The sequence below is a fragment of the Pirellulimonas nuda genome, from assembly GCF_007750855.1.
GTDB classification, from domain to species: Bacteria; Planctomycetota; Planctomycetia; order Pirellulales; family Lacipirellulaceae; genus Pirellulimonas; species Pirellulimonas nuda.
Genome location: NZ_CP036291.1, coordinates 2768169 through 2793812, shown reverse-complemented (window position 1 = coordinate 2793812; position 25644 = coordinate 2768169). Strand labels below are relative to the sequence as shown.

Sequence of the window (25644 nt, the reverse complement as noted above, 5' to 3'; positions counted from 1 at the left end):
CAGTCCACAACTCACAAGCAATCCCCGACGCTGCTTCCCAAAGCCGTAATTCGACGTCTAGGCAGGGTCAGCTGCGTAGGGGTTCGGGCTTCCTTTCAATTGGCTCGTCACCCCGGAGGCTGCGGCCGCAGCCAACCGCGACACAGCAATGGCGATCGCGCGCTGTCTACTACCGACGACAACAAGCGGAACAACCACGTGCAGTTTTCTCGAACCTGGCTGGCGGCACTAGTCGCGGCCGCTTGTGGCACGGCTGCAAGCGAAGCCGCGGCTACCGACATCCGCACCGACTCCGGCTCTTTCGAGCAACGTTTCGAGGCGTGGGGAACCTCGCTGGCGTGGATGGGCAACGAGCTGGGCGCCTCGACCAGTGGCAGCCGACGCGACCAGATCATGGATTTGCTGTTTGATCAAAACAACGGGCTCGGCCTGAACTTCGTGCGTTACAACATCGGGGCGGGCCAGAACCCCGCGGGGCCGGCGATCACCCGCCCCGGCGGCGACATCGCGGGCTGGGTGCCCAGCGCCCCGGCCAACGCTTCCGACCCGAGCACGTGGGTGTGGGACTGGAACGCCGACGCGACCCAGCGGCTGATCCTCAACGAGGCCATCGAGCGTGGCGTCACGCAGGTCGAGGCCTTCGCCAACTCGGCGCCGTGGTGGATGACCGAGTCGCTTAGCTCCACCGGGGCCCCGAAGGTCAATAACGTCGCGCAGAACAACCTGAGCACCGACAACTACGACGTGTTCGGCGAGTACCTCCTCGACGTCAGCGAGCACTTCGAGTCGAACCTCGGCATCCAGTTCAACACGCTGTCTCCCATGAACGAGCCGGGCACGAGCTTCTGGAACGGCGGCAGCAACCAGGAAGGGATGAACATCTCCACGGGCTCCGCCCAGTCGGCGCTGATCCGCGAGATCGGGCAGCAGCTTGTGGACCGGGGGTCTGCGGTCGGGCTGGTCGGGCCTGAGGAAACCACCAGCGGCAGGACGGCCACGTCGTTCGCACAGTGGGGCAGCGCTACCCGGTCGTACCTCGATCGGGTCAACACCCACAGCTACTCGTATAGCTGGTCCAGCAGCGACGCGGACTCGGCCGCCGCGCTTGCAGGCCTGGTCGCCTCCAGGCCCAGCAGCACCCAGACGATCTACGCGACCGAGTTCGGCACAGGGGGCAACAGCACCCCGCTCTCGGGCGGCATCACCCTCGCCAACCAGATCTCCAACGACCTGCGCCACCTCGGCGCCGCAGGCTGGACCTACTGGCAGGCGGTCGAGGACAACAACGGCAGTAACTGGGGCATGCTCATCGCGCCCTTCAATGGGACGAACACTTGGTTCAACATGCGCAAGCAGTACTACGCGATGCAGCACTTCTCGGCGCACATACGCCCGGGTTCACAAATCCTCGATCAGTCCAACGACGAGACCGTCGCCGCGTACGACCCCCGCTCCAGCACCACGGTCCTCGTCGTGACCAACGACGAAGACGCCGTCGACTCCAACGCCTACACGATGCTAGACAGGAGCGCCGCCTACACCCGCGTGATCCGCACCGATGCGTCGGGGAACTACCGGTCTTACGGTCCGGCTGCCGTCAGGGGCAATCAAATAAGCATGACCGCCACCGAGCAGTCGATCACGACGATTCTGATCTACGATCAGCCGAACCTCATTCAGAACGCCAATTTCAGCTTGGGTAGCGCCGGCAACGGGGCGAACTCAATCGACGGGTGGCAGGCCCAAGGTCAGGCCGCGTTTGACAGCAGCCGCGACAACAGCGGCGACTCCAGCGGGTCCGGCCGGCTGCTCACCAACAGCGTGAGAAACTTCGGCAAGATCTATCAGGCAGGCATCGGAGGCGCCGACACGGACCTTACCGGCGTTGGGTACCAGCTTTCGCTCGACGTGCAGTTCCAGAACGCCGGAGCCGCCAACTATGACGCCAAGACCTACCTCTCGGTTGAATTCTACGGCGCCGACGACCAATCCCTCGCTCACGGCTCGGTCAGCGACTACAAGACGTTGATCGTCCCGGCCCTGGGCATCGACCAGAGCGGGGGCGTCGACAGCGACTACCGCTCCTACTATTCCGGCACGTTCGTAGCGCCCGCGGGCACGCGCTACGTCAGGCCCGTCATCGGGTACGAAAACGTCGCTACCGGCAGCACCGACTGGACCTACATCGACAACGCCTACCTTGGGGTGACGCACCCCGCCGCCCAGGGGCGCGAGTGGATCCTTACCGGCGGCGGAAGCCTTTCGAACAAAGTGAATTGGTCCTACAACGCCCAGGTCGAGAACAACAGCAAGCTCTACTTTGGAAACGCGATCCAGCAAGCCAGCACCGTGGCGGTCGATGGCGCCGAAGCGATCGCGAGGCTGACCTTTTTCAGCGACAACGCCTACCGCCTCCAGGGCGCCGGCCAGTTGACCATCGGCGACGCCAACCCCGCTGCTGCAAACCTCATCGACGTACGCCTGGGCAGCCACCGCGTCTCCGTGAACACCCAACTGGCCGGCGACCTCAACGTCCAAGTGCTCCCCGGTGCGTCGGTCGCCTTCGACGCCGCGCTGAGCCTCAATGGGAATCAGCTCACGAAACTGGGAGCGGGCACGCTCAGCCTAGCGACGGGTTTCGTCATGGACGGCGGCGCGATTCGGTCCTACGCAGCTTCGGACGCCGCCCTCTATCTAGGGGCCGACGCGGTTCTGGACGGCGACTTCGAGCTCTTGCTTGCGCCCGGGCAGGTCGCACAGCTGGGAGACCTGTTCCGGCTTGCATCTTATGCTGCACTCAGCGACACGTTTGATGGGATCGTCTTGCCGTCGCTACCGACTGAGCTGGCGTGGGAGATCGAGTACGGGGTCGATGCGCTCATCGCCGAAGTGGTAAATGCCGGACTACCTGGCGACTTCAACAACGATGGAAGCGTCGACGCGGCAGACTACACCGTGTGGCGAGACAACTTCGGCGCGGCCGGCCCGCTGCTCAACGACGGGGGCCTGGGAGTGCCGATCGGTTCGGCCCATTACGAACTCTGGCGGGGCAACTTTGGCGAGACGCTCGGGGCGCTGAACGCCTCCTCGGCGCCGGTTCCAGAGCCAGGAGCAATCGCTCTGCTGTTGCTGACTCTTCTGGCTCAAGTTCACTCGCGCCGCCGCTAGGCGGTCGGCGAACCTACCCCGCAACACAAAGGCTCTTAGCGCGATGAATTCATCTCCTCACCTACCTGATCCGGAAATCCACTCCGACCACGGCAAGAGCCGCCGACCGATGCTCCTGCTCACGCTGGCGGCATGCCTGCTCGCAGCGGCGACAGGGGAGGGGGCGGCGCCGGATGGTCGCAAACCCAACGTGCTGTTTTTGGTGTCAGACGATCTCCGGCCAGAGCTCGGCTGCTACGGCAACCAAATCATCCAAAGCCCGAACATCGATCGCCTGGCCAGTCGGAGCGTCGTCTTCGACCGCGCCTACTGCCAGCAGGCGGTCTGCTCTCCTTCACGCACGAGCGTCCTGACCGGAGCGCGGCCCGACACGACCCGGGTGTGGGACCTGACAACGCACTTCCGCAAGGCGCTGCCCGATGTGGTGACGTTGCCCCAGCACTTCAAGGAGCACGGCTACGTCACGGTCGGCCTCGGCAAGATCTATCACGGGGGGCTCGACGATACCGCCTCCTGGTCGGCGCCCCCCAAAGAGCGAGGGGCCCCCGCATCGCGAGCGACAGGGCCCCGAAGGCCCGCGCCGCCGGCTCCGCAACCCGTCAGGAGCGGCGGGCGCGGGCCGGCGTTCCGAGCCTCGGACGATCCCCCCAACAGCGGCGGCGAAGGTGCGCTGGCCGACGAGGCCATCGCGGCGCTACGGCGTCTCAAAGAGGCCTCCCAGCCCTTCTTCCTGGCCGTTGGCTTCCGCAAGCCGCACCTGCCATTTGTCTCGCCCAAGGCGTACTGGGACCTTTACCACCCGGCGACCATCCCCCTGGCCGACAACCCATTCCTCCCCAAAGGCGCCCCGGCGTTCGCCTTGGCCGACCGGAACGAACTTTGGAGCTACCGCGATGTCCCAGACGCCAGCCACCTGCCAGACGCGTACGCCCGGCAGCTCAAGCACGGCTACTACGCCGCGGTGAGCTACATGGACGCACAGTTGGGGAGGGTGCTCGAGGAGCTCGACCGGACGGGGCTGAGTGAGAACACGATCGTGGTTCTTTGGGGCGACCACGGCTGGAAATTGGGCGAGCACGACCGCTGGTGCAAGCACAGCAACGTGGAAGACGACGCACGGGCGCCGTTGATCGTCGCCGCACCCGGCGCCGCCAGCTCCGAACGGCACTGCGGCGCGTTGGTGGAGTTCGTCGACATCTACCCCACGCTTGCAGAGCTTGCCGGCCTGCCGCTCCCAACCCACCTGGAAGGGACGAGCCTGCGGCCGCTGCTCGAGAACCCGGACCAAGCGTGGAAGCCGGCCGCCTTCAGCCAGTACCCTCGGTCCGCCAACGGCCGGCGGATGATGGGCTACTCGATGCGGACCGACCGGTACCGCTTTACTCGCTGGGTCGACCGCGACGACCACTCAAAGGTGTACGCCGTGGAACTGTACGACCACCAGACCGATCCGCAAGAGAACACGAACCTAGCCGACGACCCGAGCCACCAGTCGCTGGTAAGCAAGCTCACCAAGCAATGGGAAGCCGGCTGTCGCGGCGCACGGTCGTTCGCGGCCCAGGAATAGGCACACTCACTCCACCCGCAAGCCGCTTAGGCGGCCCACACCCACGGATCCTACCTGATGAACGGCTTGTTGCGCACGGCTCTCTTGTCGCTACTTCTTAGTCCGCTGTCGGAAACCGCATGGGCCGATCAGCCGCCGACCAATGCGGCCAACGCGGCGCCCGACCGCATGGAATGGTGGAAGGACGCCAAGTTCGGCATGTTCATTCATTGGGGCGTCTACTCGCAGGCGGGGGGCGAGTGGAAGGGCGACACCAACCACGCCGAGTGGCTGCAGTTCACCGCCAATATCCCCCTAGCTGAGTACTCCGCGTATGCGCGAAAGTTCAACCCGGTGCGGTTCGATGCAGACGAATGGGTAAAGATCGCAAGCGACGCCGGTATGAAGTACTTGGTCGTAACCGCCAAGCATCACGACGGCTTCGCTATGTACGACTCGCCGTCGAGCGACCACAACATCGTCAAGGGGTCGGCGTTCGGCCGCGACCCACTCAAGGAACTGTCCGACACGTGCCGCCGGCGTGGCGTGCGGTTCTGCGTCTATTATTCGCTGGGACGCGACTGGGAAGACCCGGATGTCCCCACCGGCGGAAGCCGCGGCATGAAGCCCGGGTGGCGGAGCAACCTGATCGACTTCCCCGACGAGAGCAAGAAGGACTTCAGCCGTTATTTCGAACGCAAGGTCAAGCCACAGGTGCGCGAGTTGCTGACCAACTACGGCCCTATCGGCGTGATGTGGTTCGACACCTTCGAGCTGATCAACCGTGAGCAAAGCGAGGAGCTCATCCAGATGATCCGCACCCTGCAGCCGGAGTGCATCATCAACAGCCGCGTCGGCCGCGACCTGGGCGACTACAACGTCGCGGAGCAGAATATTCCGGCAGAGGCGTCCGGTATGCCCTGGGAGTCCTGCATGACCATGAACAACCACTGGGGCTACAACAAGGCGGACGACGAGTGGAAGAGCTCCGATGAGCTGCTGAGAAAACTGATTGATATCGTCAGCAAGGGGGGCAACTTCTTGCTTAATGTGGGCCCTACGGGCGAGGGCGTCATCCCCGAGCCAAGCGTTGAGCGGCTCCGCGACATGGGTCAGTGGCTGAGCGTGAACGGCGAGGCGATCTACGGGCAGGGCGATTGCACGTTAACTCATGCCCCGCAGAGCACTTCGAGTCGGTACTGATCGCTCCATGCCGCGGTGAGGCGTTTGTTCTTTACGCCGAGCTTTCGGGAGGTGTTGTTCTTGAGGAGGCTCAGCGCCGTTCTGCGCAGCAGGCTGAGGTTGGCGTCGGCGTGTCCCTTGCGGACGCGGCATTGGTCTTCGCCGAACGTCACGTCGAGCTGCCAGTGGAGTGAGTTCTCGATCCCCCAGTGGCCGCGCACCGCCTCGGCGAACTTCTTGCCGCTCATGTAGCGGCTAGTGATGTAGTAGCGCGTGTCGAATGTCTGTGCGCCGTCGCTATGGGTGGTGATGCGGACCGCCATGCCGATCGCCTTGAGCCCACGCCACTTCTCACGCTCGGGAAACCCCTCCGGCAGCTTCGTCAGGTAGTAGTAACGGTCTTCCTCGCGGCCGTGCCCCTTCTCGTGCGACTCGTGCCGTCGGCACGCCACGTTCCGGCAGTCGTCTTCCAGTTGCGCGGTGAAGAACGCATCGATCGCTTCGCACAAGTTCGGCTGGTTCCCCTTGGTCGCCAGCACGTAGTCGCCGCCCCCTTCGACGATCCGCTCGGCGATCTCCCGTTGACACCCCATCGCGTCGATGGTCACCAAACACCCCTTGATTTCCAGCATCTCAAGCAGCCTTGGGATGGCTGTGATCTCGTTGCTCTTGGCGTCGGTGACGACCTGCCCCAGGGCGATATGATTGGCGGTCGCCCAGGCGCTCACCATGTGGATCGCCGCCTTGCTGCTCGCTGCGTCGAAGCTGCGCCGCAGCGTCTTACCATCGATCGCGATCACCTGGCCGTCGGTGACCTCATGCAGCGCGGTGACCCAGCTCAAGAAGCACTTCTCGAACTCGGCCGGGTTGAGGGCCGCGAAGACCGCGTTGAAGCGGTCGTGCGAAGGCACGCCCGCCGACAGGTCCAAGAACTTCGCCAGCCACCCTCTCTTCTCCCTCGACCACGCGGCGATCGACACGAAGTCGTCCGCCCCGCTTAGGACCGCGCACAACGCCATCACCACAACGTTCACCAACGGGTAGATCGGCTCACGCCGACGCGGATCGGTTAGCCCCTCGAAATGCCTCGCGATCCCTGCCTCGGAAACCTCGGCCACAACAATCCCTCCGACAAGAACGCAAACATGACGCAAGCGGCGCTCCCAACGAAATCATGTTCGACTCGCCGTAAGTCTCGCAGACTACCCAGCGTGGCGCAATCGCCCTGGATCTACGGGTGCGGCCCAACGCCCTGGGGCGCCGAAGTCGGGAGCTACAGCGACGCCGCGAAGGACAAGGGAAAGCCCAGGTTTCTGCCGGCGTGGCAGTGGAGAGCGACGACGCGGCCGGGGAAGATCTACGTCCACGTCTTTGACTGGCCGGCGGGAAAGCTAGAGCTCCCAACGGTGCGCGGCACGGTTACCAGCGCCTACTTGCTCGCCGACCCCGACCAAGGCGCGGTGGGCTTCACCCAAACCGACCACGGAGTATCGATCACGCTTCCCGAAGCGGCGCCCAGCAAGGTCGCCACGGTGGTGTGCTTGGCCGTCGACCCTGAGCGCTGAGCCGTGCTGGCTGGACCCGGCCCTGATCAAGCAGCGTCAACTGCGAGCGCGGAGGCGGGGCAGGGCGTACCGGCTCCGGCGGCCTCGCTGTGCCTGAACGAGAAGAGCCCGCTCCCCTGCCCCGGGGAGCGGGCTCTTGGACTGCTGAGCCCCCACGTCGCGTGGGGCTAGGCCTTGCGACGGAGTTGGAGGGCAAACAGGCCGCCGAGCACCATGAGCGCCAACGATGCGGGCTCTGGCACCGCGGTGTAGGTCGCGGTCAGCAGGCCGTTGTCGCCGTTGTTGTCGACGGCGAAGCTCCAACCGCTGGCGGTCGTTCCCGAGAGGGCCAAGCCGCCGTCCACAATGTCTTGCCCCTCCAACTCGAGGAGCGTCCACGTCCCAGGCGTCGGGGCGCCGACGAAGCTCAGGTCGAGCAGCGCGCCGAGCTGAAATTCTACGCCTGGGTTGATGGGGGAAGTATTGGTTTGTGCTTCGACAAAAATCGGGGTGATGGACGAATCCACAGCGGCCTTGAGCGTGCCATTGCTACTCACGGCAAACCAGCCAGCATCGTCATTGGAGCCGCCCAGTCTGATTTGGTTGGTGGCAGAACCCACGACGCTGAAGACGCCATTATTGGCCACCGCAACGCCGGTGCGGGTGACCAGCGAGCCGCCCGAGATTTCAAACAGGCCCGTCACGTTGCTGCCGGTGCTATTTCCACCGATTGAAATCGAATGCCCTTGGGCAAAGATCCCACCATACCCACCGACCAGCGAATTACCGCCTCGGAAGACGCTCAAGTCCCCGCCGGTGACACTGAAGACGCCATCGCTGTTGTTGGAGTGGGCGATAGCAAGCACGTGACCGATCCCGTAGGCACCGCCAGACATGTTGACCGTGCCGACAGAGCCGTTGCCGACAAAGTTCCGAATCGTGTTGCCTGACTGGCCGTCGGACTGTGTGCCCCCTGTCACATTAAGTACAGCGCCACCGCTGACGAAGGTACGATTCACGGTTACGTCCGCGGCGCGCACAACCGTTGCGGGAGAGGCAATATCTCGAGTGCTGCCGGGGAACGCTTCAACGACGTCCCAGTTGAGGGGGTCCTCGTAACTCACGCCGTCCCCTGCGCCGCTCCATAGGGCCGCCTGGGTATAGCCGGCCGTGGACGTGGCGAGAGCTACGGCCGCTAGTGCCGCGACCAAGCCACGCATCGTGAAGAGAGGTTGAAAGGATACATTCATTAGACGCAAAGCTCCCAGATCGAAGGTTTGATTAGTCCACAAAGGAACAGAACGAGAATAGGCGGAAGAGTAGTGAAGAACCGAATCGGCGTCCCTGCCCGTTGTAATAGGCAGCCTCTGGGTATCGGGGTGAATGTATCGGGGTGAATCCGGCCGGATTACGAACCATTATTAACGCAAAATCCCACTTTTCTCTGATTGCCTCAAATTACGTGAAGACGTCGGCTTGCCAAGGAGTCTTCACAGCTCATTTTTGGGCGATGACGGCTTTGCGTCAGCCACCCCGTGCCACTACTCGAAACGTTTCCCGCCGCCTGACGCCCGTTCCCCAGGCCGCCACCACGGCGATCAGCATCAGGCAGGCTCCCGGCTCTGGCACGCTCGCGGCCGCGACGGGGGCCGAGGCGACCGCGCCGAAGTTGTTCTTCCACACGGCGTAGTCGTCCGCCGTGATCTGGCCGTCCCCGGTGCCGTCCGCGCCGCTCCAGGGGACCAGCCCCGTCTGCCCGAGCGCGTCCCGCCAACGCGTGTAGTCGGCCGCGTCCACCACGCCGTCTTCGTTGTAGTCGCCCGACAGCCCCGAGGGCACGAACCCCGAAAGCTGCACCGCGTCGAGCGACGCGTCGTACGCAGCGAGGAACGATCCTTCGCCACCAAGCGTCTCGATCCGGCCGCCGCTGGCCACGTTGGCGAACGCCCCCGATAACGCCGTCGCCGAGACAACCGTGAACAAGTCGCTGGCGTAGGGGACGAACCCTTGGCCGTTGGAGTCGATCAACGAAACGGCGAGGTTGCCGCCGAGCGCGATGTTGCCCCCCGTCAGCAGGTCGGATTGCACGCCCCCTAGCTCGATCTCCAGGGTAGAGCCCGACTCTAGGTTCAGCGAGGCGATCTGCAACGAACCCGAGCTGGCGCCGGGCGCCAGCCGGCCCCCGGACTTCACGACAACCGACGCTGCGATGGCGCCGTCGCCACCGAGGGTCCCCCCGCTGTTGACGGTATAAGCGCCGCCGCCCGTGTGCGCGCCGTTGACCAGCAGCACGCCCGCATTAACCGTCGTCGCGCCCGTGTAGGTGTTCAAGCCAGTCAATACCTGTGTGCCGGCGCCCGTCTTGGCGAGGTTGATGTTCGTGCGGATGGCGCCCGAGAAATCGGCCGATCCTGACTGCGGGTTGATCGTCAGCGGGTGAGGCCCAAGGGCGGTGGTGCTGCTGGCCTCGACGATGCCCGTGCCGGAGAGAGCCCCTACCGCGCCCGAAAACACCCCCGTGCCGGCGGTGTTGGTTAGGTCCAGCACGCCGTCGATGAGCACCCCTTGGCTGGTGTTAACCGCGTTGGACTGGATCTGCGTGAAGCGGGCGCCGCTCATCACCCTCAGGCCGGCCACCGCTACGCCCGAGCGGGCGGCTACTTCTCCCTCCGCGACGATCAGGTCGCCAAGGAACGTGCTCGACTTCTCGATCGACAGCTTGCCCGGGCCCCGCTTCGTCAGATCGCCAGCCCCCTGGATGCGGCCCACCAGCACCTGGTTCCCGGCCACCCCGACCCCGATCGAGGCGTCGCCGTCCAAGAAGATCGTGCTCTCATTGCTGTTGCTGGAACTGCCGAATCGTGTGCCGGACCCGGCCTGGCCGTCGGAGTACAGCGCGCCCTTGCCGTCGACGCCGTCCCCCGTGATCGTGAGCTTCTCGTTGTTGACCTGGATCCCCGGGCTGAGTTCCAGCGTGCCGCCGCCCTGCACGACCGAGGCGTTCGTCTCCAAGCTCAAGCTGCCGTTGGCCGCCGTGCCGTTGTTGCCAAGCCCCGCCGTGTGCACAAGCACCGTACGCTTACCGGTCGGCACCAAGGAGATCCCGTCGTAGTAGTTGTTCTTACCGTTCGTGATCACGCCGCCATTGGAACTACCTGTGTTCCCGGTGACGTCCTCGCCCAGAACGAGCAACTGGTTGGTGTTGTTGTGGAACTCTGAGTTAATGTAGTCGGCGGCGCCATCGTCAGGGCCGGTCGGATGATTGGAGTCGCGCCAGTTGTTGTAGAACTTCTGCCCCAGACGAACCATTGAATCAGCCGGCAACGCACCCGCCGGGAGGTCGCTGGAAATCGCAACATCGAGGTTGTTGCCATTGAGGTAGGCCACGGCCCAGTCCACACCTTGCGGAACATCCCCCACCAATTCGATATCGACAGTCGAATTCGAAACGTTGTCGTAGGGGATATAAATCAGCGGGCCGTTGGCGATATCACCCTTGGCATTGGTGATAGTGGTGTTGGACGTCAGATTGAAGGCATTCTCGGTGCCATAGGCCTCGACGTTGTTGAGCGTCATGGTCCCTTTGCCCAGCGCCGTCGAGAACCCGGTGCGCATGTTGGTGACGACAACGTTATCGACGGTCAGACCGACGGGTCCGGTGTACATCCGCACGCCGTCTTCCGCCCCCGAGATCATGATGTCGGGGGGGAGCTCGTTGCCGTGCGAGGTGAAGCCGTACTCCTGGTAGAGCGGCAGATTAATCACGTCGTTGCTGGAGAACAGCTCGCCCGTAACGGTGCTGTTGGTCAGCGTCGTGTTGGTCGAAGTTCCTTGAACAAAGAAGCCGTGACCGTAGGCTTTGACCTCCAGGTGCATGTCGTCAATGACCGCGTTGGTGGCGTCAATCACCTGAAAGGCAGACGTCTTTCTGTGGGCGATCCAAGGCAACCCGCCCTCGTCGGCGGGCGATCCTTGGGGGTCGACGCGCGCCCCTTTTCCGAATACATCGCCGTAGCCGTAAGGATACGAACCGCGCGTCAGGACATTAGCTCCGTTTACCGAATTGTTATCGCCGGTCATCTGAACATACACCGCTGCCCAGTCGGCGTAGCGCTGTGCATTAGGGGCGGTGTCCAGGGCTAGGTCGTAGCCGGTCAGGTTCAGGCCATTGACCGTGTTGCCCGTACCGCTGATCTTGACAACCTCGATGCCACTGTCGTGGCCCAGCGCCCGTCCGAAGCCGTCGAGCTTGCGGGTGTCGAGGTTGATGGTCGCGCCCGACAGATTGTAGGTGTTGCCCGTCCCGCTGAGCTCCATGAAGGTCGGCATGGAGTTGGTCGGGTTGGCGATGTGGTTGCCATTGATCCAGTACTGACCGGGCGTGACGACGCCGGTCACCGGGTGGGGGTCGCCGCCGGTCGCGCTGAGCGTGATGGTGGAGTTGTTTACGGACAACCCATAGCTCCGCAGCTCCGCCAAGCTGTTGGCAACCAACTGCGCAGCAGCGGGCACGCCCCAACCGAGTGCGGCCAGCAAGACGCCCAGCGAAGCCATTCTTGAATGATGGATCAAAGTACGTTCTCGGAGTTTGCTTCGGTCGAAAGAAATGCTACGACTTGTCGTATCGCGAAGGTAGAGCGGGCGCGTGTCGTTGACCAACGAAGAGCGATGCCACCACGGCGATCAGCATCAGGCAGGCTCCCGGCTCTGGCACGCTCGCGGCCGCGACGGGGGCCGAGGCGACCGCGCCGAAGTTGTTCTTCCACACGGCGTAGTCGTCCGCCGTGATCTGGCCGTCCCCGGTGCCGTCCGCGCCGCTCCAGGGGACCAGCCCCGTCTGCCCGAGCGCGTCCCGCCAACGCGTGTAGTCGGCCGCGTCCACCACGCCGTCTTCGTTGTAGTCGCCCGACAGCCCCGAGGGCACGAACCCCGAAAGCTGCACCGCGTCGAGCGACGCGTCGTACGCAGCGAGGAACGATCCTTCGCCACCAAGCGTCTCGATCCGGCCGCCGCTGGCCACGTTGGCGAACGCCCCCGATAACGCCGTCGCCGAGACAACCGTGAACAAGTCGCTGGCGTAGGGGACGAACCCTTGGCCGTTGGAGTCGATCAACGAAACGGCGAGGTTGCCGCCGAGCGCGATGTTGCCCCCCGTCAGCAGGTCGGATTGCACGCCCCCTAGCTCGATCTCCAGGGTAGAGCCCGACTCTAGGTTCAGCGAGGCGATCTGCAACGAACCCGAGCTGGCGCCGGGCGCCAGCCGGCCCCCGGACTTCACGACAACCGACGCTGCGATGGCGCCGTCGCCACCGAGGGTCCCCCCGCTGTTGACGGTATAAGCGCCGCCGCCCGTGTGCGCGCCGTTGACCAGCAGCACGCCCGCATTAACCGTCGTCGCGCCCGTGTAGGTGTTCAAGCCAGTCAATACCTGTGTGCCGGCGCCCGTCTTGGCGAGGTTGATGTTCGTGCGGATGGCGCCCGAGAAATCGGCCGATCCTGACTGCGGGTTGATCGTCAGCGGGTGAGGCCCAAGGGCGGTGGTGCTGCTGGCCTCGACGATGCCCGTGCCGGAGAGAGCCCCTACCGCGCCCGAAAACACCCCCGTGCCGGCGGTGTTGGTTAGGTCCAGCACGCCGTCGATGAGCACCCCTTGGCTGGTGTTAACCGCGTTGGACTGGATCTGCGTGAAGCGGGCGCCGCTCATCACCCTCAGGCCGGCCACCGCTACGCCCGAGCGGGCGGCTACTTCTCCCTCCGCGACGATCAGGTCGCCAAGGAACGTGCTCGACTTCTCGATCGACAGCTTGCCCGGGCCCCGCTTCGTCAGATCGCCAGCCCCCTGGATGCGGCCCACCAGCACCTGGTTCCCGGCCACCCCGACCCCGATCGAGGCGTCGCCGTCCAAGAAGATCGTGCTCTCATTGCTGTTGCTGGAACTGCCGAATCGTGTGCCGGACCCGGCCTGGCCGTCGGAGTACAGCGCGCCCTTGCCGTCGACGCCGTCCCCCGTGATCGTGAGCTTCTCGTTGTTGACCTGGATCCCCGGGCTGAGTTCCAGCGTGCCGCCGCCCTGCACGACCGAGGCGTTCGTCTCCAAGCTCAAGCTGCCGTTGGCCGCCGTGCCGTTGTTGCCAAGCCCCGCCGTGTGCACAAGCACCGTACGCTTACCGGTCGGCACCAAGGAGATCCCGTCGTAGTAGTTGTTCTTACCGTTCGTGATCACCGGCGCCTGCGAACTGCCGGAGTTGCCCGTAGCCTGCTCACCTAGGACCAAGAACTGTTTGGTGTCGTTGATGATGACCGAGTTGATGTGGTCATAGCCCGGGACGTCGTGCGTCGTGAGGTCCTGGTCTTCGCGCCAGTTTTCAAACCAGAACTGCGCGCTGCGGAACAAGGTCGTCCCCTCGAAGTCCTCGGCGGGTCGGTCACTAATGATACGGACGTCCACGTTGTTGCCGCTCACGTAGGCAAGTGCGTAGTCGTGGTTGAAGGGCTGGTCTCCGACCAGCTCGACCTCGATCGTCGTGTTCGAGGAACTAGCATTGTCAAAAACCAGGAGTGGCCCGTTGACCGCGTCACCCTTTGCATTGGTGATGGTCGTATTGGACTTGATGCCGAAAGCCGTCTCGGTGCCGTAAGCCTGGACGTTGCTAAGCGTGATCGTGCCGCCACCCAAGGATGTGGCGAAGCCCGAGCGCATGTTCGTGACCACCACGTTGTCCACGGTCAGCCCGGACGAGCCGGTGTACATCCGCACGCCCCCTTCGGCGCCGGAGATCAATAGGTCGTTGGGGATCTCGTTCTGGTGGTAGGTAACTCCGTACTGCTGGTAGAGTGGGTGGTCGATGACCCCTTGAGACGGGAACAGTTCGCCGGTAACCGTACTGTTGGTCAGCGTCGTGTTAGTAGAAGTCTGAACGAAGAAGCCGTGCCCAAAAGTGTTGACCTCCAGGTGCATGTCGTTGATGACGGCATTGGTGGCCTCGCCGACGCGGAACGCAGAGGCCTTGCGGTGTGAGAGAAAAGGGGTGATGCCTCCCGAGGCGCCCTTGCCGAATGCGTCTCCCAAGCCATACGCATCGGTCCGGGAGCCCCGCGTCACGACGTGGGCGCCGTCAACGGTATTGCTTTCGCCGGAGAGTTCGACGTACTGCGTCGCCCAATCGGCGTAGCGCTGCGAACCGGGGTCGGTGTCGAGCGCAATGTCTTGGCCGATCAGATTGATGCCCTGTACCAGGTTGTTGGAGCCGGAGATCCGGATGACGTCGACCCCGCTGTCGTGCCCAAGATTGCGTCCGAAGCCGTCCAGCTTGCGGGTGTCGAGGTTGATGGTCGCGCCGGACAGGTTGTAGGTGTTGCCGGCGCCGCTGAGCTCCATGAAGATCGGCATGGAATTGGTCGGATTCGCGATATGGTCGCCGTTGATCCAGTACTGACCCGGCGTGACAACGCCCGTCACCGGGTGGGGGTCGCCGCCGGTCGCGCTGAGCGTGACCGTAGAATTGTTCACCGACAAACCGTAGCCCCGCAGCTCCGCCAGGCTGTTGGCGGTGTACTGCGCCGCTGCTTGGCCAGCGCAAGCGATGAGGCCCACGAAGACGATGAGGACTGTGGTTCGGCTGCCTATGCTCACTCTCATCCCTCCATCCATTCCGCATGGATTGATCCACGCCCTGGCGTCATGGCGCATCGCTCCCAGATAACAGCAAACTCGCAACTTGACGGCGACCAACCTAAAATGGCAGCCCGTCCCCTGCTGCGATAGGAGACGGGCTGCATCTCGAAACTCCGTGTGATGCCAACGCCGACCCTAGGCCATACGACGGCGGACTAGCAGCAAACCTCCCAGACCCAACAGGATGACGGCGGAGGGTTCGGGGACGGCGGCGGAACCGGTAGCAAGCGCGCCGACGCCGGGATTGCCGAAGTTGGATCTCCACAAGTCGTATTGGCTTGAGCCGATCGGCGTGCCCAGGCCGCCGTCGTTTGGAAGTGCAGTAGTACTCCCCAAGTTGTCTCTCCAAGTGGTGTAGTCCGCTGCGTCTACAACACCATCTTCATTGTAGTCGCCGGGAGTCCCCCCAGCGCCGGCTAGGCTCAAGATGAGATCATTGCCAGACACACTCAGCGATCCGGAATAGCCGGTGGGCGCCGCGACTGTAACGCCCGCCCCGAGGGTGTAGGTCGTGTTCGCGTCGCCATTGAATAATGTGTAGTCGCCCAAGGCCAAGGCGCCTGACGTGAGATCCGCGAGCGCAAACGTGTTGTCGTTGAAGACTACGTTTGTCCCTCCGGCCAAAGAACCGACCACGTCGATTGTGGAACTGCTCAACCCGGCGTCGAGCACAAAATCGACCGTCGAACTCGCCGCGAACTGCAGCGTGTTATTCGCAACCGCTCCAGAAAAGTCGAACGTGAGCGTGTCCGATGCGGTCGGCGATTCGCTACCGGGCTGCACCGTTCCGCCGATGCTCCAATCCGAGGCGTAGGTCAGCGTGCCATTGCCGCGCAGTGTACCGCCGTTGGAGATAACTCTCTGCTCAATGGTCAGTGCACCGATATCGACCGTGCCAGTGTTGTTCAAGGCAAGGACCGAGGTGCTGTCCCCCAGAGCGCTTGTGTGCCCTAGCGTGACGACGACGTTGTTTGACGCGACTACCTGGCTTCCAATCCAACTGGCGCTGCTGTCTCCGTTGAGCTCTACGGCGCCGTTCCGGAAGTTGATGCTGGCGTTGACCATCGTTACGCCGTCGGCGCCCGCGATCGGAGTGAGAATGCCGCCCGTGGCAGAGGTGCCACTCAAGCCGGCAGCTATTGGGTCGATGAACGTGTTGAACAGCCGGCCGTTGACGACGATCTTCCCATTGGTGCCGCCGGGACCGTTCGCAAAAATGCCGAAGCCGTTCGACGACGCCGCGTCACCGGTGGTCGCAAAGATGCCTCCCTCGATGTTCAGCACGCCCGATCCGTAGTTCACCACGGTGCGCGTTCCATTGCCCGATCGCATCAGGTACCCGATCGAGATGTCACTCCCGCTGTCGAATCGACCACCGCCGCCGCCAGATGCGTTCGCCACGTTCATGAAATAGCCCGAGAGATCTCGCTCAGCGGGGGATTCAATCGTCACAATCGCGTTGGCCGTAAGTCCTCGCAACTGCAGGGTGCCATCGTCCCAGACGCCCGTGCCCGCCTCCCCAAGCGCGGTATCGCTACCGAGCGAAAGAATGGTGTTGGCGATATTGTTGCGAATAACCGCTCGGGAAGAATTGGTGCCGCCCGTAACAAGCGTGCTACCGACGCCGGTGTTGTTGCCGTTCAGCTCCACTCGACCCGACTGTTCGTCGATGAACATGACGTCGTTTACAAAGTTGATATCGCCGTTGAACACCACGGATGCGTACTGGATCGGGACGGTAGTAGTGACAAGCGGATCGGCATAGACGCTATTCTTAAGCACGACCTTGCGACGCTTCAGGCCCCCACCAAGAGTCATATCGATGTCAAAGGTTTGCAACATCCCGGCGCCCGCTTCGGCACGAAAGATGGGGGTGTGATCATTGACTACGGTCACGCCGTTGTCGACGTTGCCGCCGACTTTGACCGCAAATCCCGTAATCGTGAAGTTTCCGGCCCCCGGGAGGAAGTGGAACGCGGCGCTATTGGTCTCCACGGCTTCGTTGGTAGCCGGATCACCATTGTTGTCTAGGTATCCGTTGCCCAATTGCAGGGGCTGCCCGGCGGGGACGACAAACGGACTGGCATAACCGGGATTCGTGGTCGGATCGAGGTCGTTGTTGATCGTCGTGCCGGCGGAATCAAACTTGAGAGAATCGCCTGGGAACTGGAATTCTGGACCGAGCACGCCAGAACCCAAAGCGTCAACAGCGAACCAGTTATTGTCGTCCGAGAACGTGGAGCCGTTGCCGGCCCCAGTCCAGGTGATGCTGGCTTGGCCCTGGACGATGGATGTCTGGCCAAGAAGCGCCAGACATACGCTCAGCAAAGCGGATTGGAATCTCAGTAGACGACTCATCGGCTTCAAACTCCTAGGAATGGTTGGTATTTCGCCGCTGGCCGGCCGCCGACAGGCAGGCAGGTTGACTGGCATAAAGGTCGTTCACAAAGGCGGGTCGCAAGTCGTGGCCCGGTACGCGTTCAGGCGTCCTCCAGCGGGCAGTCAATTCAGGCCAATCCCGTCGGCGCCGGCGCGGGTGGAGGTCGCCTGATAGAGGTCGAAGTCAATGTTGTCCGCAAGGAACTCCACGTGCCCGTCGGCGTAGAGCATGTTGCATCCGCCTCCAGAATGCTGGCTGCCGAAAGGCACCTCATTGCCGTCAGACGGATCATTACACCCGATGTCGGTGTTGATGGCGTTCTTGGTTCCTCGCAGAGCGCGGGTAAAGCTGACGTTTGTAGCGCTCTTGCCGGCGCCCCCTTGGTACCAGGTAGGCTGGCCCCCTTCGCAGGTGCCGTACCCCGGCGCGCTGTCTCGGGTCCCGAAAAAGCTCTCGCCGGCCAGGAACGTGTTGGACGAGCCATCGGTAATCTGTGAGAACTTCGTCCCGCTGTTGACGTAGAGCACGCCGTCGTCCGCCACAATGCCGCTCGCGGTGACGATCGGGGTGGTCGCGGGGTCGACGGTTCCGAATCGCGACGACCCAGTGCTTTGGCTGTGTCCCCGGCCGCCGTAGCTCCCGTAGTAGTCCCGACGATAGCCGTTGCCGCTGGTTTCCTCCCACTTGGAAAGGCTAGGGCAGAGCAGCGCTGAAAGACGGGCGTTGTCCATCGCGTCCCGCTGGGCCGCGGAGAGCGACCGGAAAAAATAGAGCCAACCACCGTCGAAGTCGAAGTTGAACTGCGCCTCGAGCGCCCCTTCCTCGTAGTAGGGCAGGGTCTGGTGGATGTGGGTCCACCCCCTGCAACCCTCTGCCGGGCAGCCCGCCTCAAAATCAAGCGTCATGCCATCGGGAAAGCGTCCGCGAGCGGACTCGTAGTTGAGCGACGCGAGGCCCATCTGCTTCAGGTTGTTGGTGCACTGCATGCGGCGAGCCGACTCCCGCGCCGCCTGAACCGCCGGCAGCAACAACGCCACTAAGATCCCGATGATCGCGATGACGACCAACAGCTCAACCAGCGTGAAGCCTGAACGTCGCGAGGCAGATCGCCGATAGCGTTGAGCGATGAACTTCACATTAATCTCCTTATTATTCTCAGTCACGTCAGGGACTCGACGAAAGTGCGAGCTCGATGTCTTCGCCGCCGCCGGTCACCTCCACGGCGAGATCGGATGTCGAGCGGTTTGAGTATTTCTTCGGGATTAGCCAGGTAGCCTGGGGCGTTTTCGACCGTGCAATACTCGGCTTCGGCGCGTTGCTCGGCTTGCCTTGCAACTCGTCTTCCAGGGAATTGTAGGTGGGGCCGTCGTCGGGGACCTGATAGGAGGTAACCGTTACCGAGTATTTGCCCGGCTTGGCGCCATCGCCCGGCTCGTAGGTTGATAGCCGGAAACGGCCGTCGCCGCCGATCTCTCCGCTCGATGGCCGGCCCGACACGGGAAAGAACTCGACCTTTCCCGCCGAAACAGGGGCGCCGTCGAGCGTTACGGTCCCTACGACCTCGACGAGACCATTAGAATTGAATCCGCATCCGGTCAGAGCCAGAGCGAATGGAAGACAAAGGGCCGCTCGACAGAACCGCGTACGCGCGGCGCCAGTAGCCCGAGCTGGAGAGCTAATGGGCCCACGCAGCCGCGGGGCTGATCGCCGAGTGGAACTTGATCCCATCGACAGTGCGGTAAACCGCACATCCATTAGAAGGTACAAATACTGGGAGGGGAATGGGGGAGGCCGCAAAGGAGTCGATAAGAACACGCTCCGTTGCTGGGTTTCCGCCGGCCTCGAGGCTTACTACGAAACAATCTTTTAAATTGTTGAAAATCCTGTCCAGAAGGGCGGGCCGCTGCCCCCCCCTAACTGGGGCCAGGATGGTTCGGCTCACCGCAGGTGCGCGCCGAATGGAGGAAGTCTTTTCGGCCGCATTTTTTCGTAGATCGAGCCACTCCACACGGATTCAATAGGCTCCTTTGGAAGGTTCATTTTCGCGCCCAGGCGAAACGATGCGACGATTCCGGGGTTCCTATCTCGCGGCGGCCCGTACCAGAGCAGGGTCGCCCGAATTAGAATTGGGGCCCCGACCAGCGCCCGGCGCCGATCGCGTGGCAGGCCGCACGCGGCACTCTTCCGCAAATCATTTCTCCTCTCAACTCAGAGCAACTCAACTCGATGACTATGCACCGAACCGCCTTCGGCGATAGCAAGCCGCAACTCTGCACCAACCGCCAGGTTCCGTCACGGAGTGGCGGCATCGCGTTGTGCCCTATTTCCCCCCCCCGTATGCGGGGTGCGTGCCTGCTGCTGACGGCGTTCTTGTTGGGGGCTCCAGCGGTTGCGACTGCAGAAGACGCCGCCGGTGCTGGGCCTGCGGAATCGATGGACAAGATGTGGGGAGAGCAATCGGCAGAGGGCGGCGACGTCAATTCCCGGTCGCTCGGGCTCTTCCGCGACGGCAACTACGCGATGTTCATCCATTGGGGCCTCTACTCGAACTACGCGGGGCGGTGGAACGATAAGACCTACTACGGGATCGGCGAGTGGATCATGAACCGCAACATGGCGGGGATCCCGGCCGCCGAGTATCAGGCGTCCGCCAAGTCGTTCAATCCGGTCGACTTCGACGCACGCGCGATCGCCGGATTGGCCAAAGACGCCGGGATGAAGTACATCGTCATCACGAGCAAGCACCACGACGGCTTCGCGATGTTCGATTCCGAGCACCCCTTCAACATCGTCGATGCGACGCCGTTCGGCCGCGACCCGATGAAGGAGCTTGCCGAAGCCTGCCGGGAGGCCGGCCTTGGTTTCGGGTTCTACTACTCGCACAATCAGGACTGGACTTCCCCGGGCGGCAGCGGCGGCCCCGGCAAGAATCCGGACGGCAGCAGGGCCTCGTTCGACCAGTATTTTAAGGAGAAGTGCTACCCGCAGGTCAAAGAGATTTGCACCAATTACGGCCCGCTCGCGATCGTGTGGTTCGACACGCCCGGCAAGATGCCCAAAGAGCATGTGGTTGCGCTCCGCGACCTTGTGCGGGAGACGCAGCCGGGCGCACTGTTGTGTAGCCGCATCGGTCACGGCATGGGCGACTATGTCAGCCACGGCGATATGGAGGTCCCCCCCGAGAACATCGAGGGGCTGTGGGAGACGGTCGATACGACCAACGACTCTTGGTCGTACGCTTGGTACGACTCCAACTGGAAGGGACCGAGTGAGATCCTCCACCGGCTAGTCAGTACTGTCGCCCGTGGAGGTTCCTACATGCTCAACGTCGGACCCGACGGGACGGGGGTCGTCCCGGCCCCGTGCCAGACCTTCTTGCGACAAGCCGGCGACTGGGTGCGTCGCCACCCGGAGGTCGTGTACAGCGCCGGGCCCTCTCCCTGGGGCCGCGCCCTCCCTTGGGGCGACGTCACCACCGCGGGAGAGGATACTCTACAACTGGTCGTGTTCGATTGGCCTCGCGATTCCAAGCTTCACCTGCCCGGGCTGCAGAGCCCGATCAAGTCGGCCGTTCTGCTAGACGGGGAGAAAGAGGTTACGCTTGAGGTAGAACGCAACGAGGGCTGGACCACGCTGCTGCTCCCCTGCAAGGCGCCAGACCCGCTGGCGTCCGTGATCAAGGTCCGCTTTGACGAGACGCCGGTGGTGAAGCCCGTCCGCGGCGTTCACCCCAACTTCACCTCGACCCTCGACGCCCACTTTGCCGAGGCCTCCGGCGCCAACAAGGAACGACTGCGTTGGATGGAGAAGTTTGGGGAGTGGAAGCACCAGACCCAGGTCGGACCCTGGACCGAAAACGGCAAAGCGACCTGGGACATCGACGTGAAGGAGCCGGGCTTCTACCGCGTCGGCCTCTGCTACCGGGGCGACGGTCGGCTGGTGTGGAAGATCTCGACCGACGAGGGGGAGACGGTGCAGAACCAGCAGGCGGCGACCGAAAAATACGCGATGAACCCCATGGGCGTGCTTGAGTTCAAGACCCCCGGCAGGCACACCATCTCGGTGGCGCTGGTCGATGGCGACCGCGAAACAGCGAGCTTCGCGCGGCTTGAACTCCAGCCCGAAGGCTAGCCGCAGGGGTCTGCAGACCATCGACACGTCGGTTGAGGCGGCCCAGAAGGCCGCCCTCGGGGTCCGACGTTCTATCCAGAACCTTTTCCGGGAGCCGCCATGAAGTCCACCCGCCCTCTCGTCTTTGCACTGGCTGTTGCGACCGTCGCCTCGCTCGCCCCCCCCGGCGTGACGGCGCGGGCCCACGCTGATGGAGGAACGACGCCGCAGGCCCAGGCGTTCGTCCACCCCGGCCTCGCCCACAGCCAGTCGAACCTCGACTTCGTCAAGCAGCAGATCGCCGCCCAACAGCAACCGTGGCTCGACGGTTGGGAACGACTCAACCGTTCGCGCTACGCCAGCCTGAACTGGAAGCCCCGCCCGATGGCTCACGTGCAGCGCGGGGTGTACAACCGGCCCGATATCGGTTCGTCCGATTTTTCGGATGACGGCAACGCGGCCTACACGCACGCGCTCCACTGGGCGCTCTCCGGCGACGAGCGACACGCCCGCAAGGCGGCCGAGATCATCGACGCTTGGTCAAGCACGTTGGAGACGGTGACGAATCACGACGCGCGGTTGCTCGTAGGCATGACCGGCCACAAGTATTGCAACGCCGCAGAGTTGCTCCGGCACACGTGGGACGGCTGGCCCGAGCCGGCGCAGCAGAAGTTCCGAGACATGCTGAACCAAGTGTGGTACCCGATCATCAAAGACTTCTACCCGTCGGCCAATGGCAACTGGGACGCCTCGATGCTGCAGACGATGATCGCCATGGGGGTCTTCCTAGAAGACCGCACGATGTTCGATCGCGCCGTCAACTACTTCCTCGACGGCGACGGGAACGGCGCCGTCCGGAACTACTTCAACGACTTCGGCGAGTGCCAAGAAAGCGGCCGCGACCAGGCCCACACCCAGATGGGCCTCGAGTTCCTTTCCAACACCTGCGAAACCGCGTGGACGCAGGGGGTCGACCTCTACGGCGCGTACGACAATCGCTTGCTGAAGGGTTTCGAGTACACGGCCAAGTACAACCTCGGCTTCGATGTTCCCTACGAAAGGTACACCAGTTTCGAGGGAAGGTACGACTACAAGTCGATCTCTCGCGACTCTCGGGGGAGGCTGCGGCCCATGTACGACAAGGTCTACAACCACTACCACAACCGCAAAGGGCTGGCGGCAGAGTACACGAAGCAAGCGGCATTAAAGGATCGCCGCGGCCGAGGCTCGAACGGGGCAATGCCCTGGGACGCGCTTATGTACGCCGATCCGCCGGAGGACCCGGCCACATCCCAGCCGGCGTCCCGTTCGGAATCTCAGCCGGAACCTACGCCATAGGCCGAGGGAGGCCGGACGGCGCTTTTGCTGCATGCCGCAGACGCCTGCAGCGGCGGCCGAGCGCGCGAGTGCGGCGCCGCCCGACCGACAAGTGCGTGAACACGCGCTGCCGCCCGCTGGATGCTGCGAGCCGCTCTCATCGATCGGCGGAGGAGATCCACTACCGGCGTGGCGCGCGTTCGGCAAGCGGCTGATCGAGCCCCCACTGCTTGTTCGGCTCCGGACCGAGGGTTAGCTCCAGCTTTCCGCCTTCGGCAAACTCTTGTTGCGAGATCCAGCAGCGGTTGAGGGGAGCGCCGTTGAGCGTGGCCGACTGGATGTAGCAGTTCTCGGGGGACTGGTTGTGGGCCACGATCTCGAACGTAGCCCCCGGGAAGTAGCTCTTGTCTAGCTTTACCTTGACCCGGTCGAAGAGGGGCGCCGTGATCTCGTAGACCGAATCGACACCCGCTCCGCCGTCCGTCTGGAAAAGACCGATCGCCATGAGTACGCCGAGGGCGCCCATCTGCCCCTGGTCCTCGTCGCCGTGATAGCCGCCGTAGGGCGAGGTGTCGCCGTGCGCCTTCAGCTTGACTTCGCGGACCCACTTTTGCGCCAGCCACGGCTTCTGGCTGTAGTTGAACAAGTGCGCCATCGCGGTGCCCGGCTGGTTGTCGTAGTCCACCAGCGTCTCGGCGTGGTGGCCATGGTCGGCGACGAAATTTAGCGGGACGCTTTGCTCGAACGAGTGGTTGAGAAACTGAGCGTATTGCTCATTTCCCCCGAACAACCCGATCAGGCCCCCCATGTCATGGGGTACGAAGTTCGTGTAGATCATGGTGTTGCTCTCGCAGAAGCCCCGGCCGGTCATTCCCTTCCCCAGCGGAGAGAACCCCGGCATCCACGATCCGTCTTTCATCTTGGGCCGCATGAGTCGGGTCTCTGGGTCCCACAGGTTGCGGTAGTTCTGTGAGCGCTTCAAGAAGAATTCGTAATCGTCCTGCTTGCCCATTGCCTCGGCCAGCTGGGCAAGGCACCAGTCTTGATAGGCGTACTCCAGGGTCATCGCGGCGCCGTCGCGATGGCCGCCGGAGCCCCCCATGTCTTCGGGCACGTAGCCTAAATCGACGTAAAAGCGCATCCCGCCGCCCCTGGCGTCGCGAGAGTGTTCGTAACCGGCGTGGTCGCGGATGCCTCCCGGGAAGGCGTTCTTCCTCAGGCCCTGGTAGGCGGCCTCCGCGTCGTAGCCGCGGATACCCTTGTTGTAGGCGGTCGCGAAGAAGGGGGTCGCCGGATCGCCAATCATCACGTAGGTGTAGTTCCCGCCGGACGGCCCGCGCGGGATCAAACCGCCGTCGCGGTGCATGTCGACCATCGTGTTGCAGAAGCCGTCCATAACGTCGGGGTAGGCCATCGACCAGAGGATATTGAGAGACCAATGGCTCCCCCACAACGCGTCAAAGTTGTAGTGGTCGAAAAGAGGGCGCCCGTCTGCGCCGAGCCTAACCTGCCGCACCCGCGGCTCTGCTCCCGTCATGTCGCAATAAGAGCCGTCAACGTCACTCACGATCCGGCGTCCCAGCAGGGCGTGCCAAAGGTCGGTATAGAGCTTGGTTTGGTGTTCGGGCGCCCCCCCGGTCACCTCGACGCGGCTCAGCAGGTCGTTCCACTCGGCGGTCGACTCGGCGCGGACGAGGTCGAAGTCCCAGTGCGGGGCCTCCGCCTCGAGGTTCTTCCGGGCGTTCTCGACGCTGGTATAGGAGAGCGCCACCTTGGCGACTACCTGCTCGTCCTTGGTGGTAGCGAACCGGACGGCGGCGCCCGCGTCCCGCCCGTCGACGGACTGCTTCTCAGCAGACAGTTTTCCCCGCGACCAACCGAGAAACTCATCGAACGGCTTGCTAAATCGGGCGACAAAGTAGACGTACGTGTCCTTGGGGCGGCGGGGGGTCTTCTCCATGAGCGCGTAGCCGGCAATTTCTGTGTCGCTTACCTGCTTTACGCTCGACGACACGACGGCCCCGTGGGCTAGGAACGCGCCGGTGTCGAACAAAATGTAGCTCCGATCGCCGGCAGGAAACGTGTAGCGGTGAAACCCGACCCGGCAGGTTGAGGTTAGTTCTGCCGTGACCCCGTACCGCTTCAGCACGACCTTGTGGTAGCCGGGCTCGACGACTTCGTCGTCGTGAGAGTAGGGCGACTGGTACTGGTCCATCCCCTGGTGACCGCGGAAATCGCCGGTTGTCGGCATCACGGGGATGCCCGCCATCTGCCAGGCGTGGATGTGGCTGAAGCAGCGGATGTTCGTGTCGTCGTAGAGGTAGCCCGACTGCCAACTCCCTTTGGTGCGGGTATCGGGGCTCAGATTGACCATCCCGAACGGCCGGCAGGCCGACGCGAAGTAGAACCAGCGCGAGTTGTGCGTATCAATCTGCGGGTCAACCAGTCGGCTAGGGTCAGACGCCTGGACCTCCCACACGCAGATCCAGCCGGCCAGGAAAAGGACGAACGCCGCTGCGAGTCGAGGAGTTTTCACGTTGGAATCTCAATTGGGGTCTGTCGTTAACCTTGCGGGACGTCCGCTACTCTGGGGCGGCAGCCCGCCACTGGAGGAGACCGCATCGCGGGGCGGCCGCCACGGGCAGCAACCGCATCCCAGTCAACTCTCCGAAGAAGGCGAAAAGTCCGGGGCCCTGCACAATTTAGACCGGTTCTCGTCCCG

General features: G+C 63.4%; 14 protein-coding genes. 6 read left to right on the top strand and 8 right to left on the bottom strand.

The annotated features are described in order from the left end of the window. Positions 1-198 precede the first annotated feature (198 nt). The 3 genes from Pla175_RS11210 to Pla175_RS11200 are packed head-to-tail and all read left to right on the top strand — an operon-like array spanning position 199 to position 5917. The gene (locus tag Pla175_RS11210) at positions 199-3168 is read left to right on the top strand and encodes a glycoside hydrolase (RefSeq protein ID WP_197527428.1); all 2970 of its coding nucleotides are present in this window, start codon (positions 199-201) and stop codon (positions 3166-3168) included. Positions 3169-3211: 43 nt separating this feature from the next. Then, the gene (locus Pla175_RS11205) at positions 3212-4735 is read left to right on the top strand and encodes a sulfatase (protein ID WP_231954342.1); all 1524 of its coding nucleotides are present in this window, start codon (positions 3212-3214) and stop codon (positions 4733-4735) included. 57 nt (positions 4736-4792) lie between these two features. Next, positions 4793-5917, top strand: coding sequence for an alpha-L-fucosidase (locus tag Pla175_RS11200; protein ID WP_145284359.1), 1125 nt, complete (start codon positions 4793-4795; stop codon positions 5915-5917). Here the strand turns inward: Pla175_RS11200 and Pla175_RS11195 are convergent. Beyond that, positions 5884-7014 (bottom strand): ISAs1 family transposase, encoded by a 1131-nt coding sequence (locus Pla175_RS11195; RefSeq protein ID WP_145284355.1) that lies wholly within the window; start codon positions 7012-7014, stop codon positions 5884-5886. The two genes, Pla175_RS11200 and Pla175_RS11195, sit on opposite strands and share 34 nt — an antisense overlap. Before the next feature lie 93 nt (positions 7015-7107). On the opposite strand from Pla175_RS11195, the gene Pla175_RS11190 reads away from it, so the two are divergent. Next, a complete protein-coding gene (locus tag Pla175_RS11190; protein ID WP_145284352.1) occupies positions 7108-7461 on the top strand; it encodes a hypothetical protein in 354 nt (117 codons plus the stop codon). Between the two features lie 167 nt (positions 7462-7628). On the opposite strand, the gene Pla175_RS11185 is transcribed toward Pla175_RS11190, so the two are convergent. The 6 genes from Pla175_RS11185 to Pla175_RS11160 form a co-directional block, all read right to left on the bottom strand. Beyond that, positions 7629-8690: a PEP-CTERM sorting domain-containing protein gene (locus Pla175_RS11185; RefSeq protein ID WP_145284349.1), complete on the bottom strand. Its 1062-nt coding sequence runs from the start codon at positions 8688-8690 to the stop codon at positions 7629-7631. 274 nt (positions 8691-8964) lie between these two features. Beyond that, a complete protein-coding gene (locus tag Pla175_RS11180) occupies positions 8965-11994 on the bottom strand; it encodes an autotransporter-associated beta strand repeat-containing protein (protein WP_145284345.1) in 3030 nt (1009 codons plus the stop codon). A gap of 55 nt (positions 11995-12049) precedes the next feature. Next, a complete protein-coding gene (locus Pla175_RS11175) occupies positions 12050-15073 on the bottom strand; it encodes an autotransporter-associated beta strand repeat-containing protein (protein ID WP_145284342.1) in 3024 nt (1007 codons plus the stop codon). 177 nt (positions 15074-15250) lie between these two features. After that, positions 15251-17473, bottom strand: coding sequence for a beta strand repeat-containing protein (locus Pla175_RS11170; protein ID WP_197527427.1), 2223 nt, complete (start codon positions 17471-17473; stop codon positions 15251-15253). Positions 17474-17617: 144 nt separating this feature from the next. After that, complete coding sequence (locus tag Pla175_RS11165; protein ID WP_145284335.1) at positions 17618-18658, bottom strand: DUF1559 domain-containing protein; 1041 nt, start codon at positions 18656-18658, stop codon at positions 17618-17620. A gap of 1 nt (position 18659) precedes the next feature. Beyond that, positions 18660-18992, bottom strand: coding sequence for a hypothetical protein (locus Pla175_RS11160; RefSeq protein WP_145284331.1), 333 nt, complete (start codon positions 18990-18992; stop codon positions 18660-18662). Positions 18993-19721: 729 nt separating this feature from the next. Here Pla175_RS11160 and Pla175_RS11155 point away from each other — a divergent pair. Both Pla175_RS11155 and Pla175_RS11150 read left to right on the top strand, forming a co-directional pair. Beyond that, positions 19722-21626 (top strand): alpha-L-fucosidase, encoded by a 1905-nt coding sequence (locus Pla175_RS11155; RefSeq protein ID WP_231954340.1) that lies wholly within the window; start codon positions 19722-19724, stop codon positions 21624-21626. Positions 21627-21725: 99 nt separating this feature from the next. Continuing rightward, on the top strand, positions 21726-22943 hold the full coding sequence (locus Pla175_RS11150) for an alginate lyase family protein (RefSeq protein WP_145284327.1): 1218 nt from the start codon (positions 21726-21728) through the stop codon (positions 22941-22943). Positions 22944-23103: 160 nt separating this feature from the next. Here the strand turns inward: Pla175_RS11150 and Pla175_RS11145 are convergent, their stop codons facing one another. Further along, positions 23104-25458, bottom strand: coding sequence for a GH92 family glycosyl hydrolase (locus tag Pla175_RS11145; RefSeq protein WP_145284324.1), 2355 nt, complete (start codon positions 25456-25458; stop codon positions 23104-23106). Positions 25459-25644 lie beyond the last annotated feature (186 nt).